18 protein-coding genes are annotated in these 16,879 nt (G+C 66.6%); 4 read left to right on the top strand and 14 right to left on the bottom strand.

The window, feature by feature from the left end; translation table 11 throughout:
* Positions 1–58: 58 nt before the first annotated feature.
* The 8 genes from ACSQ3D_RS07985 to ACSQ3D_RS07950 form a co-directional block, all read right to left on the bottom strand.
* Positions 59–589, bottom strand: coding sequence for a disulfide bond formation protein B (locus tag ACSQ3D_RS07985; RefSeq protein ID WP_396505929.1), 531 nt, complete (start codon positions 587–589; stop codon positions 59–61).
* 149 nt (positions 590–738) lie between these two features.
* Positions 739–1,863 (bottom strand): sulfate/molybdate ABC transporter ATP-binding protein, encoded by a 1,125-nt coding sequence (locus tag ACSQ3D_RS07980; RefSeq protein ID WP_056412545.1) that lies wholly within the window; start codon positions 1,861–1,863, stop codon positions 739–741.
* Between the two features lie 12 nt (positions 1,864–1,875).
* Positions 1,876–2,784, bottom strand: a complete 909-nt coding sequence (gene cysW, locus ACSQ3D_RS07975; RefSeq protein ID WP_056412549.1) for a sulfate ABC transporter permease subunit CysW — start codon at positions 2,782–2,784, stop codon at positions 1,876–1,878.
* Positions 2,781–3,650 (bottom strand): sulfate ABC transporter permease subunit CysT, encoded by an 870-nt coding sequence (gene cysT / locus ACSQ3D_RS07970; RefSeq protein WP_436126501.1) that lies wholly within the window; start codon positions 3,648–3,650, stop codon positions 2,781–2,783. Before cysT ends, cysW begins: the two co-directional genes overlap by 4 nt.
* 31 nt (positions 3,651–3,681) lie before the next feature.
* On the bottom strand, positions 3,682–4,686 hold the full coding sequence (locus ACSQ3D_RS07965; RefSeq protein ID WP_056412555.1) for a sulfate ABC transporter substrate-binding protein: 1,005 nt from the start codon (positions 4,684–4,686) through the stop codon (positions 3,682–3,684).
* A 242-nt stretch (positions 4,687–4,928) separates the two neighbouring features.
* On the bottom strand, positions 4,929–5,522 hold the full coding sequence (locus ACSQ3D_RS07960) for an RBBP9/YdeN family alpha/beta hydrolase (RefSeq protein WP_056412558.1): 594 nt from the start codon (positions 5,520–5,522) through the stop codon (positions 4,929–4,931).
* A gap of 72 nt (positions 5,523–5,594) precedes the next feature.
* Positions 5,595–6,236: a peroxiredoxin gene (locus tag ACSQ3D_RS07955; protein ID WP_056412561.1), complete on the bottom strand. Its 642-nt coding sequence runs from the start codon at positions 6,234–6,236 to the stop codon at positions 5,595–5,597.
* Between the two features lie 120 nt (positions 6,237–6,356).
* A complete protein-coding gene (locus ACSQ3D_RS07950; RefSeq protein ID WP_436126500.1) occupies positions 6,357–7,085 on the bottom strand; it encodes an AAA family ATPase in 729 nt (242 codons plus the stop codon).
* Between the two features lie 195 nt (positions 7,086–7,280).
* On the opposite strand from ACSQ3D_RS07950, the gene ACSQ3D_RS07945 reads away from it, so the two are divergent.
* From ACSQ3D_RS07945 to ACSQ3D_RS07935, 3 genes are read left to right on the top strand one after another with little or no spacing between them, the layout of a single operon-like run.
* Positions 7,281–8,210, top strand: a complete 930-nt coding sequence (locus ACSQ3D_RS07945) for a hypothetical protein (protein ID WP_436126499.1) — start codon at positions 7,281–7,283, stop codon at positions 8,208–8,210.
* A 58-nt stretch (positions 8,211–8,268) separates the two neighbouring features.
* Positions 8,269–8,883 carry a sigma-70 family RNA polymerase sigma factor gene (locus ACSQ3D_RS07940; protein WP_056168434.1) on the top strand — a complete coding sequence of 205 codons (615 nt, stop codon included), beginning with the start codon at positions 8,269–8,271 and terminating at the stop codon, positions 8,881–8,883.
* Entirely contained in the window at positions 8,880–10,175 is a 1,296-nt protein-coding gene (locus ACSQ3D_RS07935; protein ID WP_436126498.1) for an ankyrin repeat domain-containing protein, read from the top strand. Before ACSQ3D_RS07940 ends, ACSQ3D_RS07935 begins: the two co-directional genes overlap by 4 nt.
* 7 nt (positions 10,176–10,182) lie before the next feature.
* Here ACSQ3D_RS07935 and ACSQ3D_RS07930 read toward each other — a convergent pair whose 3' ends face one another.
* From ACSQ3D_RS07930 to ACSQ3D_RS07920, 3 genes are all read right to left on the bottom strand, one after another.
* Positions 10,183–11,052, bottom strand: a complete 870-nt coding sequence (locus ACSQ3D_RS07930) for an HDOD domain-containing protein (protein ID WP_056412575.1) — start codon at positions 11,050–11,052, stop codon at positions 10,183–10,185.
* 131 nt (positions 11,053–11,183) lie between these two features.
* Positions 11,184–11,747 carry a GNAT family N-acetyltransferase gene (locus ACSQ3D_RS07925; protein ID WP_056412577.1) on the bottom strand — a complete coding sequence of 188 codons (564 nt, stop codon included), beginning with the start codon at positions 11,745–11,747 and terminating at the stop codon, positions 11,184–11,186.
* On the bottom strand, positions 11,747–12,694 hold the full coding sequence (locus tag ACSQ3D_RS07920) for a LysR family transcriptional regulator (protein ID WP_056412580.1): 948 nt from the start codon (positions 12,692–12,694) through the stop codon (positions 11,747–11,749). The genes ACSQ3D_RS07925 and ACSQ3D_RS07920 overlap by 1 nt, the downstream gene beginning before the upstream one ends.
* 144 nt (positions 12,695–12,838) lie before the next feature.
* On the opposite strand from ACSQ3D_RS07920, the gene ACSQ3D_RS07915 reads away from it, so the two are divergent.
* Positions 12,839–13,483, top strand: coding sequence for an FMN-dependent NADH-azoreductase (locus ACSQ3D_RS07915; protein WP_436126497.1), 645 nt, complete (start codon positions 12,839–12,841; stop codon positions 13,481–13,483).
* 210 nt (positions 13,484–13,693) lie between these two features.
* Here the strand turns inward: ACSQ3D_RS07915 and ACSQ3D_RS07910 are convergent, their stop codons facing one another.
* The 3 genes from ACSQ3D_RS07910 to ACSQ3D_RS07900 all read right to left on the bottom strand — a co-directional run bounded on the left by ACSQ3D_RS07910 (position 13,694) and on the right by ACSQ3D_RS07900 (position 16,655).
* Entirely contained in the window at positions 13,694–14,476 is a 783-nt protein-coding gene (locus ACSQ3D_RS07910; RefSeq protein WP_056412585.1) for a 3-hydroxybutyrate dehydrogenase, read from the bottom strand.
* 70 nt (positions 14,477–14,546) lie between these two features.
* Positions 14,547–15,305 (bottom strand): acetoacetate decarboxylase, encoded by a 759-nt coding sequence (locus tag ACSQ3D_RS07905; RefSeq protein ID WP_056412588.1) that lies wholly within the window; start codon positions 15,303–15,305, stop codon positions 14,547–14,549.
* Positions 15,306–15,488: 183 nt separating this feature from the next.
* A complete protein-coding gene (locus tag ACSQ3D_RS07900; RefSeq protein WP_436126496.1) occupies positions 15,489–16,655 on the bottom strand; it encodes a DUF3734 domain-containing protein in 1,167 nt (388 codons plus the stop codon).
* Between the last annotated feature and the right edge of the window lie 224 nt (positions 16,656–16,879).

Raw genomic sequence — 16,879 nt, 5'->3', positions numbered from 1 at the left:
GCAAAAGGCGCTCCGAGGAGCGCCCTTTTTTACGAAACCTAGTGCAACCGCAACGGCATCACACCGTCGAGTAGGCGGACCCGCCGCGGCGACCGCCCTGAAGGCCGCGCGCCAGCAACGCCAGCAGCACCACGGCAAAACCCACGAAGCAGACGAACGACCAGTTGGCAATCGAGCCGCCCAGGAAGGTCCAGTCGATCGCGGCGCAGTCGCCCGAGCCGCGGAAGATCATGGGGATGGCGCGGCTGATGGGGTAGTTTTCGATCATGCCGTAGAAGTCGCGGCCGCAGGTGGCGACTTCGGGCGGGTACCACTGCAGCCAGCTCTGGCGGGCTGCCACAAAGGCACCGAAGCCGGAGGCGATGACGGCGATGCCCGCCATCGACATCCACCAGCCGCGCGAGTCGCGCGCGGCGGCCAGGCCTGTGAAGATGGCAACGCCGATCAGTGCGTAGCGCTGAACGATGCACATGGGGCAAGGCTCCAGGCCCACCACATGCTGCAGGTACATGCCAAAAGCCAGCATGGCCACGCAGGCAGCGCTGATCAGTGCCAGCACACGGCGCGGGTTCGCGGTCAACCAATTCATTTTTTATCCCTCATCCAATAAGCCGTTGCAAACGGTGCCGCCGGTGAAACGGGCACGGTCCGCGCCAGTGCACCCGTGGATCTGGCTCCGCCAGTCCACCGGGTGCGTCCCCCACAGGGGGATGGCGCCGAAGGCGACTCAGGGGGGAATCAAATCCCCGCGGCGTGGTCCAGAAAAACCCGGGCGCGGCGCGGTGTCACCACCAGCGTTTCACCCTCTTTGAAACCCATCTCCTTGAACTGCTGCGCAGGGATCTGCGCTTCGATCAAGTGGTCCGGGGACGCATTGTCCGCTGGTTTGTGATCGTCGGATGGAATAAGTTCCAGCCGCGCGATGGGGCCCACGACGATGGCGCGGCTCAGTTGCGCCACGATGCCGCGCGGGCGGCCTTCGGCATCAAGCCCTGCGCCGGGCGAGTAGCGCTGCACATCCAGGTCGTGCGGGCGCACGTAGGCAAAGGCCTTGGCGTTCTGCGCGGTCTGGTGTTCGGGCGAGTCGATCTGCATGCCGTCCAGGTGCACCAGGCCTTCGTGGGCACGGCCATGGAACAGGTTCACATCGCCCAGGAAGCCGTAGACGAAGGGGCTCGCGGGCTGGTCCCACACCTGCTGGGGCGAGCCGCTTTGCTCGATGCGGCCCTGGTTGATCACGACCACGCGGTCGGCCACCTCCAGGGCCTCTTCCTGGTCGTGGGTGACGAAGATGCTGGTCACGTGCAGCTCGTCGTGCAAGCGGCGCAGCCAGCGGCGCAGCTCCTTGCGCACCTTGGCGTCCAAAGCGCCGAAGGGCTCGTCGAGCAGCAGCACCTTGGGCTCCACCGCCAGCGCGCGGGCCAGCGCGATGCGCTGGCGCTGGCCGCCGGACAGCTGCGAAGGGTAGCGGTCGGCCAGCCAGTCGAGCTGCACGAGCTTGAGCAGGTCGGTCACCTTCTGCTTGATCTGCGCCTCGCTCGGGCGCTCGCCGCGGGGCTTCACGCGCAGGCCGAAGGCCACGTTCTCGAACACGGTCATGTGGCGAAACAGCGCGTAGTGCTGGAACACGAAGCCCACGTTGCGCTCGCGCACGTGCACATCGGTGGTGTCTTCGCCGCTGAAGTGGATGGTCCCGACATCGGCCGTCTCCAGGCCCGCGATGATGCGCAACAGCGTGGTCTTGCCGCAGCCCGAGGGGCCGAGCAGCGCGATGAGTTCGCCGGAGGCGATGTCCAGGCTCACGTCGCGCAGCGCGTGGAAGTCGCCGAACTGCTTGCTGACGTTACGGATTTCAATGCTCATGGTCTTGTTCCTTCAGCGGGCGGCGGGCGCAGGTGTGGGCCGCTCGGGGGGCAATTCGGCAGCCGCCTTCTGCGCCTGCTCGTTGCGGTGTTCGGCAATGGTCTTGATGACCAGCGTGACCAGGGCCAGCAAGGCCAGCAGCGATGCAGCGGCGAACGCGGCCACGGACTGGTACTCGTTGTAGAGAATTTCGACGTGCAGCGGAATGGTGTTGGTCTGCCCACGGATGTGGCCCGACACGACGGACACCGCACCGAACTCGCCCATGGCCCGCGCATTGCACAAAATCACGCCGTACAGCAGGCCCCACTTGATGTTGGGCAGCGTCACGTACCAGAAGGTCTGCCAGCCGGTGGCGCCCAGCACGATGGCGGCCTGCTCCTCGTCGTTGCCCTGGGCCTGCATCAGCGGGATCAGTTCGCGCGCGATGAACGGGAAGGTCACGAACACCGTGGCCAGCACGATGCCCGGCACGGCGAAGATGATCTTGATGTCATGCGCCTGCAGCCAGGGGCCGAACCAGCCCTGCGCGCCGAACATCAGCACGTAGATCAGGCCGGCCACCACGGGAGAGACGGAAAACGGCAGGTCCACCAGCGTGGTCAGGAACGCCTTGCCCCTGAACTCGTACTTGGCAATGCACCAGGCGGCCGCGACGCCGAACACGAGGTTCAGCGGCACCGCGATGGCGGCGGTGATCAGCGTGAGCTTGATGGCCGCCCAGGCGTCGGGCTCGCGCAGGCCTTCGAGGTAGGCCCCGAAGCCCTTGCGCAAGGCCTCGGCGAACACGGCGGCCAGCGGCAGCACCAGGAACAGCAGCATGAAGGCCAGCGCGATGGTGATCAGCGTGTAGCGGACCCAGGGCGCTTCGGTCGTACCGGCCTGTGCGCGGCGGATGGTCCGGGAGTTGTTGCCGCTCATGCTGGAGCCCCTGCGTGGCGTCGCTGCCAGGCCTGCAGCGCATTGATGATGAGCAGCAGGATGAACGAGATGACCAGCATGACCACCGCCACGGCGGTGGCGCCGGCGTAGTCGTACTGCTCGAGCTTGCCGATGATGATGAGCGGCGTGATCTCAGACACCATGGGCATGTTGCCGGCGATGAAGATCACCGAGCCGTACTCCCCCACCGCCCGCGCGAACGCCATGGCAAAGCCGGTGAGAAGCGCGGGGGTGATGGAGGGCAGGATGACCTTGGTGAAGGTTTGCAGGCGCGTGGCCCCGAGGCAGGTGGCGGCTTCTTCCAGCTCTTTTTCAGCGTCTTCCAGCACCGGCTGCACGGTGCGTACCACGAAAGGCAGGCCGATGAAGATCAGCGCGATCACGATGCCCGCGGGCTTGAACGCCAGCTGGATGCCCATGGGCTCCAGGATGCTGCCGACCCAGCCATTGCCGGCCAGCAAGGCGGTCAGCGAGATGCCGGCCACGGCGGTGGGCAGCGCAAACGGCAGGTCCACCAGCGCGTCCACAATCTTCTTGCCGGGAAACTTGTAGCGCACCAGCACCCAGGCGATCAGCAGGCCGAACACCAGGTTGACCAGCGCCGCCAGGAACGAGGCGCCGAAGGTGAGGCGGTATGACGCCATCACGCGCGGCGCGCTGATGGCAGCCCAGAATTGCTCCCAGGTCAGGGTGAAGGTCTTGAAGATCAGTGCCGACAGCGGGATCAGCACGATGATGCTCAGATAGAAAAGCGTGTAGCCCAGGGTCAGCCCAAAGCCGGGCAGCACGCGTTTGGGCGCGCGCCGTCCGGCCGGGGCTGCGGCCACTGCAGTTGCGGTGGTCATAAGTGCGGAGGTAGAGACGAAACGCGCTGGCTTACTTGGCGCCGGGCGTGTAGATCTTGTCGAACTGGCCGCCGTCGTTGAAGTGCACCTTCTGCGCTTCGGTCAGCGAGCCGAAGTACTTGGCCACTGTGAACTGCTTGAGCGGCTTGAAGGTGTCGGCGTACTTCTTGAGCACGGCTTCCGAACGCGGGCGGATGGCGTGCTTGGCGGCGATTTCCTGGGCTTCGTCAGAGTACAGGTAGTCCAGGTACGCCTTGGCCAGCTGGGCCGTTCCCTTCTTGGCCACGGTGCGTTCGACCACGGCCACGGGGTTTTCGGCCACCACGCTCACCGACGGGTAGATCGCATCGACCTTGCCGGCGCCGAACTCGCGGTCGATGGAGACCACTTCGGACTCGAACGTGATCAGCACGTCGCCCTGGTTGCGCTGCAGGAAGGTGGCGGTGGCATCGCGCCCGCCCTTGGCCAGCACGGGCACGTTCTTGTAGAGCTTGCCGACGAACTCGGCCGCCTGCGCTTCGGTGCCGCCCTTTTCGCGGATGGCGCCCCAGGCAGCCAGGTAGGCGTAGCGGCCGTTGCCGCCGGTCTTGGGGTTCACCACGATCACCTGCACGCCGGGCTTGATGAGGTCTTCCCAATCCTTGATGCCCTTGGGGTTGCCATTGCGCACCAGGAACAGCATGGTCGAGGTGGTGGGCGATGCGTCGTGCGGGAATTTCTTGGTCCAGTCCTTGGCCACCACGCCGTTGTCGGCCAGGAACTGCACGTCGGTGGTCGTGTTCATGGTGACCACGTCAGCCGCCAAGCCGTCGTTCACGGCGCGCGCCTGGGCGCTGGAGCCAGCGTGCGACTGGTCGATCTTGATGTCCTGGCCGGTCGTCTTCTTGTAGTGGGCGGTGAAGGCGGCGTTGTAGTCCTTGTAGAACTCGCGCGCCACGTCGTACGAGACATTGAGCAGCGAGTTCTGCGCGGCGGCCATGCCGCTGGCAGCCAGGGCCAGGGAGGCCAGGAGAGTCTTGAGTTTTAAAGAGGTCATGGTCGCTTCGCCCGAAGGTGCTGGTACTGGAGATGCTCCATTGTGCGGAGCAAGCACTTAAAACTCAAAAGAATATATTCTTGTTAAATAATCAGCTATTGGCATATAGATTTTCTATGGCCGGTGGGCGGACGAAAGCCGCTGCTGATGCATGGCGGGTGCCAGGACTGCGCTCGCAGCCCAAAGCCCCTCTAGCGCTTGCGGGACAAGCGCCAGCAGCTACAAAATTGATAGCTATCAGTCTACTGCGCGGCCGAAGACGCTTGCGCGTGCTGCGGGGCCGGCTGGGCGGCCTGGGCCCGGAGGGCGGGTTCACCCTCCAGCGACTGGAGCAGCGCCCAGCCCAAAGGCCATTCGCCATGGCCGGATTCGATGTTGATGTGCCCCGCGTTCTGCATGCGCACGAATTCGCTGCCCCAGGCACGCGCATAGGCGCCCGCCAGGCGGATGGGGCAGTACGGATCGTTGCTGCTCGCCACCACGATGCTGCGGTACGGCAGTGCCGCATACGGCACCGGCGCAAAGTCGCTCAGCACTGCGCGGCGCTCCGGGTCGGCCGGGGCCACGAGCAGTGCGCCGCACACGCGGGCAGCCGCCTCGGGGCCGATGTGGCTGGTGGCAATGCAGCCCAGGCTGTGCGCCACGATCACCACCGGGTGGGGCGCGGCGAGCACGGTTTTTTCCAGCTGGCCCACCCAGGCCGCGCGCGTCGGCGTGATCCAGTCGTCCTGCACCACGCGGCTGGCATGCGGCAGGCGCTCGGCCCACAGGCTCTGCCAGTGGCCGGGGCCCGAGTCGCGCCAGCCAGGAACGATGATGATGGAGGTCGTGGTCACGAAGATCAGAGGGCCTGCCGCAGCGTTGCGCCGCGGCCCTGCCCTGTGGTTGTGGTTTGTGTCTTCTGCCGCTTACTTGTTGGGCTGCGGCGTGATGCGCAGGTAGGGGCGCACGGCCTTGAAGCCCTTAGGGAAGCGCTGCGCGATCTCGGCCGGGTCCTGCAGGCTGGGCACGATGATCACGTCGTCGCCGTCCTTCCAGTTGGCGGGCGTGGCCACCTTGTGGCTGTCGGTCAGCTGCAGCGAGTCGATGACGCGCAGGATCTCGTCGAAGTTGCGGCCCGTGCTGGCGGGGTAGGTGAAGGTGGTGCGGATGACCTTCTTGGGGTCGATGATGAACACGCTGCGCACCGTGACCGTGGTCGATGCGTTGGGGTGGATCATGTCGTAGAGGTCTGCCACCTTCTTGTCCGCATCGGCCAGGATGGGGAAGTTGACGGTGGTGTTCTGCGTCTCGTTGATGTCGCCCACCCAGCGGTTGTGCGAATCGACCGGATCCACGCTCACGGCGATGGGCAAAACGCGGCGCTTGGCAAACTCGCCGCCCAGAGCGGCCGTCTTGCCCAGTTCGGTGGTGCAGACGGGCGTGAAGTCGGCGGGGTGCGAGAACAGCACCACCCACGAATCACCCGCCCATTCGTGAAAGCGGATGGTGCCGGCAGTGGATTCCTGGGTGAAGTCGGGGGCGGTATCGCCGAGTCGCAGGGTGGCCATGGAATGTGCTCCTTCAATGTCTGATGGAGCATTCTGCGAGCCGATCTTTAAAACCCAAACGAATATATAGCTCTTACTTAATCGCCAAAAGGTCTATAAAGCGGGCTCGCCAAAAGCCTGTCACCCTGCGAGCAGGCGCTGGAGCCGATCCCGATAGTTGTTCAGGAAGTCGTGCGTCACCACGTAGTGCTCGGTGTCCTCGAATGCGACTTCGGACAAGCCGCCGCCGTCGAACTGGATGATCTTGGCGTTCGGGTAAGACAGCAGGATGGGCGAGTGCGTGGCGATGATGAACTGCGACTTGTCCTCGACCAACCGGTGGATGGCCGCCAGCGCAGCCAGCTGCCGATTGGGCGACAGCGCGGACTCGGGTTCGTCCAGCAGGTACAGGCCCTTGCCCTGGAATTTGTGGGTGAGCAGTGCCATGAAGGCTTCGCCGTGCGAGCGGGCATGCAGCGACTTGCCGCCATAGGAGTCCAGGTAACCCACCTCGTCCATGTAGGTGGCGACATTGAAGAAGCTCTCGGCCCGCAGAAAGTAGCCATCCTTCGGCGCGCGGTAGCTGCGCGCGAGCCGCAGCACCTTATGCAGCGACGACTCGGACCCCGCGGTGGCCAGCTGAAAGTTGCGGGTGCCGCCCTCGGGGCTGTAACCGAGGGCCAGGGCAATGCCCTCCAGCAGCGTCGACTTTCCCGAGCCGTTTTCACCCACGAAGAACGTCACGTCCGGGTGAAACTCCAGCCGGCCCAACTCGCGGATGGCGGGGATGTTGTAGGGGTAGGTGTCATAGTCGATGGCTGCATCCGGGCGGATGCAGGCGCTCTGGAGGTAGGGTTTGGCAGACAGCATGCACCCCATGCTAACGGGCGCAATGGCCGGCTGCGGCGGCGCCATGGCCTCGCCGCCCAGGCACACGCACAGGCACAAGCAGGCCCTGCATCCTGAACTTTGGAAAAAATTTTGAAATTTTTCAGCGCCGCTTAACCCCATTCGCCCGCCCCGTTCGTTTCACCTAGCACCAACAACCCCTTTGATGGAGCTGCCATGACAACCGGTGCATTCCCCCTCCCCGTAATCACCCACGCCGCACTTGCGGCCCTGACTGCCGTGCTGACGCTGGCCAGCGCGCCGGCACATGCCGTCGGCCGCCTGGCCGACATCACCATCGTGGACCGCGACACCGGGGCCACGCTGCCGGTGCATTACGCCAAGGGCGAGTACTGGGTGGCGGGCCGCCCGGGGGCGCGCTATGCCGTCACGGTGCACAACCGCAGCGGGGAGCGCTTGCTGGCCGTGCCGTCGGTGGACGGTGTCAACGTGCTCAGCGGCGAGACCGCGGCCTGGGACCAGCGCGGGTACGTGTTCTCGCCGTACGAGCGCTACCAGATCACCGGCTGGCGCAAGAGCAGCAGCGAGGTGGCAGCGTTCGAATTTTCGAGCATCGCCAATTCCTATGCCGGCCGCACGGGCCGTCCAGCCAACGTGGGCGTGATCGGGGTGGCGCTGTTCCGTGAACAGCAGCCGGTGGCGGTGCCGTCCATCACGCCCGAGCCCTACCGCCAGCGGCGCGAGGCACGCGACAGCGCCGAGCTGCAGCGCAGCATGCCCTCTGCCGGTGCCCTGCCCCCGCCGCCTGCAGCGGCGGCGCCTGCCCCGACCGCAGAAGCCGACTCCTCCGCTGCGGGGCCATCCGCACTGTCGGAGCAGCGGTCCGCCAACAGCAGCGTGGCCAAGTCGATGCCGGCACCCTCGCTCCGGCTCGGCACCGCCCATGGCCAGCGCGAGACCTCGGTCGTGTCGCACACCACCTTCACGCGCCTGCAGGACCAGCCCAACGAGGTGATCAGCATCCGCTACGACAGCCGCGCCAACCTGGTGGCCAGCGGCGTGATCCGCGAGCAGCCAGCGCGCGCACCGTCGCCCCGCGCATTCCCGCAGTCGGACAACGTGTCGTATGTGCCCGACCCGCATTGAACGGCCCGCGGGCCGCAGCCGGTGCATGCCGGCCTGCCACGCGACGCGCCGACGGTGAATGGGCGCCTCGCATAATGCGCGGGTGCCGACCGCCCCCTCCTCCGACGATGCCGACAACGCCGACGAAACGCTGATGCAGCGTTTTGCCGCCGGAGATATGGGCGCCTTCGACACGCTGTACGGCCGGCACGAGCTGGCGGTGTGGCGGTTTGTCTATCGCAGCGTGAAGGTCCAGGCGGTGGCCGACGACCTGCTGCAGGATGTCTGGTTTGCCGTGGCGCGCAGTGCGGGCGGCTACCAGGCCACCGCCCGGTTCCGCACCTGGCTGTTCACCCTGGCGCACAACCGTCTGGTGGACCATCTCCGAACCGCCCGGCAGCACCTGAGCCTCGATGCCAACGACGACACGGAGCGCAGCCTGGCGGACACGCTGGCCGCCGACTCCGGCTTCGGACCCGTGCGCCAGCTGCAGTCCCGCGAGCAGGCCGCCGCCCTGATCGCTGCGGTGGAGCAGTTGCCCTTCGAGCAGCGCGAGGCCTTTTTGCTGCAGGCCGAAGGCGACCTGAGCGTGCAGGAGATTGCACAAGCCACCGGTGTCCATTTTGAAACGGCCAAGAGCCGCCTGCGCTATGCGCGGGCCAGCCTTCGCCAGCATCTGCAGGAGTTTGCATGAGCGCGCCGGACCACGACGAGCTGACCGAGCGGTACCGCCAAGCCAGCGCCCAGGACGATGCCCGCCCCGGCGCGCAGGTCCGCGATGCCGTGCGTGCGCATGCCCAGATGCTGGCGGCTGCTGCTGCGGCCTCAGGCTCGGCGTCTGCCGCTGCAGCGCCGTCGCCGACCACAGCCGCACCGGGGCGCGCCGCCGCGAACCAGTCGTACTGGAAGCTGTCGGCCCTGGCCACTGTGGCGGTGATGGGCCTGACCGGTTTGCTGCTGCTGCAGTTTCAGCGCGGAACGCCCGAAGAACGCGAAGTGGCATTCGGCGAGCGCCAGGTGGCCGCAACGCCCCCCGCGGAGTTACCCGCGCCTGAACCTGCAGCACCAACCACCTCGCCACCCACCTCGCCACCCACCGCGCCTTCTGCGGCGGCGGATGCCAACGTTGTCCCGGCGCCTCCACCGCCCACGGCAGCGCCCTCCCAGGCAACGCAGGACCGCGCTGTGGACCAGCAAAGACGTGCTGCCCAACGCGCAGCCCAAGAACGGGTGGACCCGGCAGAGACACCCCCTAGGCCGCAGGCCAAGTCGGCCCCTGCCCCTGCGGCCACCGAGGCCGAGTCCGCCCGGCGAGAGCCAGGCAGCAACGCAGCAGCACCCCGGCTGCACGCGCCCGCGCCGCTGGTGACCGATGGCGCTGTGGCACCGCAGACCGCGCCTGCGCCAGCACCCGTGCAGTCGCCGCAGCCGTCACCGTCGCCGCCTGCAGGTCCGCCCCACCCCTCCGCCGCGCCTGAAACATTGCGCGAGCGGGCCACCGCGCAACGCATGCCTGCCGCCCGGGATGCTGCGCGATCTGCCGAGGCACCTGCGCCGGCAAACGCGTCCGTGTCCGCACCGGCGCCTGCCGCCCAGGCAGCCCCCGAAGCGCCTCCTGCCCGTAGCCAGCAAAGCAACAATGCGGCTACCGCGGGCGTTGCGGCCGGTGCCGCAGCAGCCAAGCCCAGCGCCGCCGGCGAGCACCGCGACGCGTTGGCACAGGCGTTGCGCCAGGCGGCGCGTGAGGGCCGTGCCCAGCGCGTAGAGCAACTGGTGCAGCAAGGCGCGCCCATCGACGCCCGCGACGGCACGGGCAAAACGGCGCTGATGCTGGCCGCCGCCAACGGCCAGGCGGAGACAGTTCAGCGGATCATGGCCCTGGGTGCCAATCGCGCACTGGCAGACCAGGCAGGCCTGACTGCCGCGCAGCAAGCACGGCGCCTGGGCCACATGCGCATCGCAGACCGGATCGACGCGGGGCCCTGACTGGCTCCTAGAACCGCACGGCCTCAAACGCTGGGTGCAGCTCGTCGATCCAGTGGTCCAGCTCTTCCGGCGGGACCGCCAGGTGGTCCATGCAGGCCTGGCCGTGATCCTGCCATTCCCGCGTGGGCGGCAGGTTGTCGTGGTGGTTGACCAGGTACTCGGCCAGCATCCCCAGCGCCACCAGATGGCGCACCGTGGGGTTGAAGCGCTCGTCGCCCAGGCACGCAAAGTCGTGGTGCAGCCAGATGGCCTGCGCCACGTCGCCGGGCAGATGCCAGGTGCGGGCCACGATCGCGCCCATCACCGCGTGGTCGGTGCGGTGGTTGGCGTTTTCGGTCTGGGTGAAGGTGCGGTCCCTGCGGGCCAGTGCTTCGGTCACGGTGGACCCGTAGCCGCGCACCGCCTTCACCAGCACCGGCATGCCCACATGGCAGAACAGCCCGAAGCTGTAGCCCAGGCCGGGGTCGAAGCTGTAGAGCTGGCGGCCGATGTGCTCGCAGGCGATGGCGCGGCGCTGCGAGCTCTCCCAGAAATGGTCGAGCAGCGGCGAGCGCACCAGCAGCGCGTTGCGGGTGATGAAGGCCGACAGCAGCTCCACCGACGGGTGCAAGCCCAGCACCGTGAGCGCCATGCCCACGGTTTGCACCGGCTGCGCCAGCGCGTGCAGCGGGCTGTTGGCCAGGCGGATCAACGCCGCCGCCATGGCCACGTCGGAAGAGGCCAGCTGATCGAGCGCATCGGCGTCGATCTCCGGCTCGGCCATGATGGCCTGCAGCCGCAGGAGCGACTCCGGGCACGGAGGAATCACGATGGCCCGCACGGACGGGTGCATGCGCACCTGCCGGATGTGCTGGTCGATGGGGTGGGCTGAAGTCAAGGCGCGTACCGGGCAGCGCGCACGGTTGTGCGCGGCGTCCCACTCAGTTTCAATTGGTTGCATTGTGGCGCCAAAACTGGGCGCTGGCACGAACCTCGGTGTCAGGCAGGCGCTGGACCGGGGGCGTGGCCCTATCGTGGCGCGGCTGCAGAAAGGTCCGCCGCACGCTGGTACAGCGCCGCGACATGGCCGCTGGCAAAAACCTGCTCGCCCACCCGCACGAAACCACACCGCTCGTAGTAGCGGCACAGGCCAGGGTTGCCTGCGGAGCAATCGAGCCGCAGCCAGCCCCTGCCTTGCGCCGACACATGGCGCAGCGCCCACTCGATGATCCCGTGGCCGATGCCTGCGCCGCGACAGGCGCTGTGGATGGCCAGGCCGTGCAGGTAACCCGCCACGGGCGGCTGGGGGCCCCAGTAGGTTGCATCGTCCCACTGGATGCACGCCGTGCCGATGTCCTGCCCCGCGTGGCTCACCACATGCATCTCACCACGCTCGATGGCGCCGGCCACGCGGCGGGCGGAGTCGCCGCGCGGCCCCCAGGCCAGGTCTCCACGCTCGACCTTGTAGAGCGTGGCGTCGTCCATGATGGCGATGAGCGATGCGGCGTCGCTACCGCACGCCTGGCGGACCGAGATGCCCGCCCAGTCCACCGCGCCGAGCCTTGCCTTTTCCAGGTCCACGTGCGCACCCATCAGATGTTGGAGCCGTCCACGCCGTCCATTGCCTGCCGTGTGACCTGACTGCTGCGGCCCGGCATGGCCTCGCCCAGGTAGTCCAGAAACCGGCGCACCGCGGGCGACAGGCCGCGGCGCGACGGAAAGACGGCATGCACGATGGCGGGCAGCGGTGCCCAGTCGGGCAGCACGCGCACCAGGCGGCGGGCACGGATCTCGTCGTAGCACATGTAGTCCGGCATCCAGCAGATGCCGGTGCCGGCCATGGCCGCGATCTTGAGCGTGAGCAGGTCGTCGGCGACGTAGCGCGGCGCGTGGTGCACCACCTGGTGCACGCCGCCGGGGCCGATCAGGTTCCAGGTGGAGCGCCCGTCGGGCGCCGACATGGCGATGCTGTCCAGGCGCGACAGGTCTTCCAGCGTTTCAGGGGTGCCCTGGCGGATGAGCTGCTCGGGGCTGGCCACGAGGATCTGCGTGGCGTGGTCCAGCCGCTTGACCACCATGCTGCCGCTGTCCTCCACCGACGGACGCACCCGCAGCGCCACGTCGACGCCCTCCTCCACCAGATTGACGGCGCGGTTGCTCACCATGATCTCCACGCGCACCTCCGGGTAGGTGGCCAGGAACTTGGGCATCAGTTCGGCCAGCACGGTCTGCGCCAGGGTCACCGGACAGCTCACGCGGATGGTGCCGCGCGGCGCTGTCTGCACCTGGGCCACGGTGTCCGCCGCCGCCTGCGCCGACTCGCGCATGGCCTGGCAATGGCGCAGGTAGGCCTCGCCGACTTCCGTCAAAGACAGCTTTCGGGTGGTGCGCTGCAGCAGGCGCACGCCCAGGTGGGTTTCCAGGTCCGACACGCGCCGCGACAGCCGGGACTTGGGAATGCCGAGGGCCCGGCCGGCGGCTGCAAAGCCCCCGCGCTCCACCACTTCAGCGAAATACAGCATGTCGTTGAGGTCTTGCATAAAGTTCATCGTTCCACTGATAGAACAATCTATCGCAAGTTCAGTACCTTATCAACATTTTGATGAATCTCCACAATTCATTCCATGGCCACACAGCGTGGCACCCACCCAACGGCGATCCAACACACTCCCAGGAGTTCTCTCATGCAACTGCTTCACATCGACTCGGCCATCACCGGCGAACAATCCGTCTCCCGCGAGCTGACCGCCCGCACCGTGGCCGCCTGGAAGGCTGCCCACCCCGGCACCACTGTGCAATATCTGGACCTGGCAGTACAGGCGCCTTCGCACCTGTCGGCCCAGTCGATGGGTTTTCGCACCGGCCAGGCCGCCGCCACCGACGTGGAGCGCCAGGAAAACGCGCTGTCCGAAGCGCTGGTGAGCCAGTTCCTGGCGGCTGACGTGGTCGTGATCGGTGCGCCGCTGTACAACTTTTCGATCCCCAGCCAGCTCAAGGCCTGGATCGACCGCCTCGCCCAGGCCGGCCGCACCTTCAAGTACACCGACAAGGGCCCTGTGGGCCTGGCCGGCGGCAAGACCGTGATCGTGGCATCGAGCCGCGGCGGCGTGTACTCCACCAGCGAAGGTGGCCAGGCCATGGAACACCAGGAGAGCTATCTGAAGGTGGTGTTCGGCTTCTTCGGCATCACCGACGTGCGCTTTGTGCGTGCCGAAGGCGTGGCCATGGGGCCTGACGCCAAGGCTGCAGCCCTGGTCAACGCCGACCGCGATGTGCAGGCGCACACGGCCGCAGCGGCGAATCAGCCCCACGCCACACAAGCCGCCTGACGCACACTGCGCGCCGGGCGAGCGTTGCCCGGTCGCGCCGATGGTTACTAGACGCAAGCAGGCACTGGCCACACCTGCGGCTTACCGGCTTGCTTGCGACACAGACAGCCCCAAACGCATTGACCACAGACGCTCAAGGCCGTTGGCCAGAGCGTTCTGTCGGACGCCCTCGATCAAACAGTCGGTTGTGACGTCACGCAGATCCGCGTGTCACTGCATGAACCAGCCGTGGCTGACCACCAGCGACTGCCCGGTCAGCGCGTTCGTCGGGAAGCCCGCGAACATCAGCGCGACCTGCGCGACGTCATCGGTGGTGGTGAACTCGCCGTCCACGGTCTCCTTGAGCATCACGTTCTTCACGACTTCCTCTTCGGTGATGCCCAGGGTCTTGGCCTGCTCGGGGATCTGCTTTTCCACCAATGGCGTGCGAACGAAGCCGGGGCAGATCACGTTGGCGCGCACGCCGTGTTTCGCGCCTTCCTTGGCCACCGTCTTGCACAGGCCGATCAGGCCATGCTTGGCCGTGACGTAGGGCGCCTTGAGCATCGACGCCTCCTTCGAATGCACGGAGCCCATGTAGATCACGCTGCCGCCGCGGCCCTGCGCATACATGTGCTGGAGGCAAGCCTTGGTGGTGAGGAAGGCACCGTCCAGGTGGATCGCCAGCATTTTCTTCCAGTCAGCGAAGGTGAATTCCTCGACGGGATGCACGATCTGGATGCCGGCGTTGCTGATCAGGATATCGATGCCGCCGAACGCAGTCGCCGCTTCTTCGACGGCTGCATTCACCTGCTCTTCGCTCGTCACGTCCACGCCGACGCCGATGGCCTGTGCGCCCGTGGCCTTGAGTTCTGCCGCTGTCGCATCCGCAGCTTCCTTGTTCAAGTCGGCAATGACGATCTTGGCGCCCTCCTTCGCGAAGACGATGGCGATCTCCTTGCCGATACCGCTGGCCGAGCCGGTGATGAAAGCGACTTTGTCTTTGAGCTGCATGAGGTTTCCTTGTGTGGAGGTTGGGGAGAGGGGAAAAAAGGGAAAAGGGAAAATCGGGTGGATGAAGAAGCTACTGCTTCGCCGCCAGATAGTCGTATTCGACGGTACCCAGCGCCAATGTCATGTCTGCAATGAAATGCACGGCGGACTCGATGTTCAGCACCGGCAGGTCGGCCACGGGCGCCAGCGCATGCGGATGCAACGCCAGCGAGGCTGGTGCGGTCCAGGCGCCGTGCAGCGTGACGTCGACCATGTGGTAGCGCACCAGTTCGCAGATGCGGGCCGTGCCGTCCACGTGCGGAATGATCTTGAGCAGGAAGTTGGGCTGGGCAATGCCCGCGAGAACCGGGCCCGGCTCCAGCGCCTTGTGCTTGAACCCCATCGTCGCGCTGGCCACGCGCACCTTGCCGTAGTCCAGCGTGCCGACCACCACGTCGGTCTCGTAGGCGAATGCGGGCGACGCCAGCTTTTTCGGAAAGCCCCACAGCTCGCGCCCGCCAGCGATGGGCGGGTGGTCGTTGAGGTACATCGAATGCACGTAGGCACCCTGCTCCACGCCCGCGGCGGTGCGCAGTTGCACGGGGATGACCTGGCCGGATTCTGTGTAGTCGCCGAACCCGGTGGAGTCCGGCATGCGGATGAACTCGTACTTGACCAGCGGCTCGACCACCTCGAGCGGCTCGGGCACCACCGCACGCAGGGCATCGAGGTCGGTGCGGTAGGTGATGACCATGAACTCCCGTCGCATGAAGCGGTAGGGGCCCGGCGGAAATGCCGGGCTGGTCAGCGGCATGGCAAAAGCGCGTTGCCTGACGTCGTCGATCTTCATGGAGCGGATTCCTTGCTGTCGGTTGAAGGTCAATTCAATGGGCACTGAGCGAGTCCCACGTGCGCCATCGCCATCGCCATCCGCGTTGCCGAGGACTCGTTCGTTCTGCGCCGTCTGGAGGCACTGCCAGTCTTTGCGCCAAGACTTAGGCCCCGCTTAAAGCGACCCGGCAAGCCCGCCCCCTCACAGCGGCCGCCTGGGTTTGCGTGGCGCACTGCCCTGCAGGTCCAGCGCGGGGCGGCGCACGCGCTGCACGCCGGGCTCGCCCAGGTCGAAGGTGGTCACGCCGTACTGGGTCTCGCTTTGCAGCCATTCGGGGTGCGACAGCGTGTTGCGCATGTCGCGCATGCCGGCCTCCCAATGCTCCGCCACCGATGTGCGCGAGAACTCATAGTCTTTCGAGTCGAGCTCGTAGGGCTTGTTGCGGTAGATGAGGTGCACGATGTCGATGGGTTTGTGCGTCATCTGCGCGCACAGCGCCGTCACGCTGGGGTCGTCGTGCAGGTGCGGCGGCAGCTTTTCCATCAGGTCGGCCAGCGCCTGCTGCAGGTTCACGTTGGCCGACAGCGCATCGGTGTTCATCCGTGTGCGGCTGGAATACGTGATGTCCTTTTGCCGCTGTGACACCTCCGACAGTGTCTTGGGCATGGCGCCGCGCGCACTGAACAGGTCGACCTGCAGCACCACCAGCGGCCGGGTGCGCGGATGGACATCCAGCACATACTGCAGCGGCGTGTTCGACACGATGCCGCCATCCCAGTAGTCCTCGCCGTCGATGTGCACCGCCGGAAAGCCCGGCGGCAGCGCGCCGCTGGCCATGATGTGCTCGGCACCGATCTTGTGCGTCGTGTTGTCGAAGTAGACCGAATTGCCGGTGCGCACGTTCACAGCGCCCACGCTCAGCCGCATGCTGCGGTGATTGTTGATCCGGTCGAAGTCGATCAGCCGCTCCAGCGTCAGCTTGAGCGGCCCGGTGTCGTAGTAGCTGACAACCGGCGCCGCGCCTCCGAGCCACAGGGTCGGGTCCAGGCGCGGCTTGAAGAAACCCGGAATGCCGAACAGCACCGCCGTGGCCGCGCTCAATTGGTTGAGCGCCGTGCGGTCGCCCGCAATGCCGGGCACCTGCTGGCCAAAGCCCGAAGACACCTGCTGCCAGAACTCGCGCAGCCGCGCCACGCGGTGCTCCGGCGCATTGCCGGCGATCAAGGCGGCGTTGATGGCCCCGATCGACACGCCGGCCACCCAGTCCAGGTGTGGGAATTTATCGAACAGCACGTCATAGACGCCCGCCTGGTAAGAGCCCAGCGCCCCACCGCCCTGCAGTACCAGCGCCCGATCGGCGGAGGCCATGTCGATACCTGAAGCAAGCCGTGGGGTGGATGCCAACGCTGATGGGGACCGAGGTGAAGTCGTCGCCATGGTTATCCGTCTGAAAGGCTGCCAGTGTGCGGCCATTTCTGATGGCGGCCTTGTCAGCGGGCTTCGTTTTTCCACGGCGATTCCGTCGCAAACCGCTGTTTGCGCACCGACCACGGCTGGGCTGCAGACACCCGGCAGGCTGGCCCGAGCCGAAT

This window comes from Acidovorax sp. LjRoot117, assembly GCF_964252695.1.
Classification (GTDB): domain Bacteria; phylum Pseudomonadota; class Gammaproteobacteria; order Burkholderiales; family Burkholderiaceae_C; genus Acidovorax.
The sequence above is the reverse complement of the archived record's forward strand: the minus strand, read 5'-3'. Positions and strand labels throughout refer to the sequence as shown.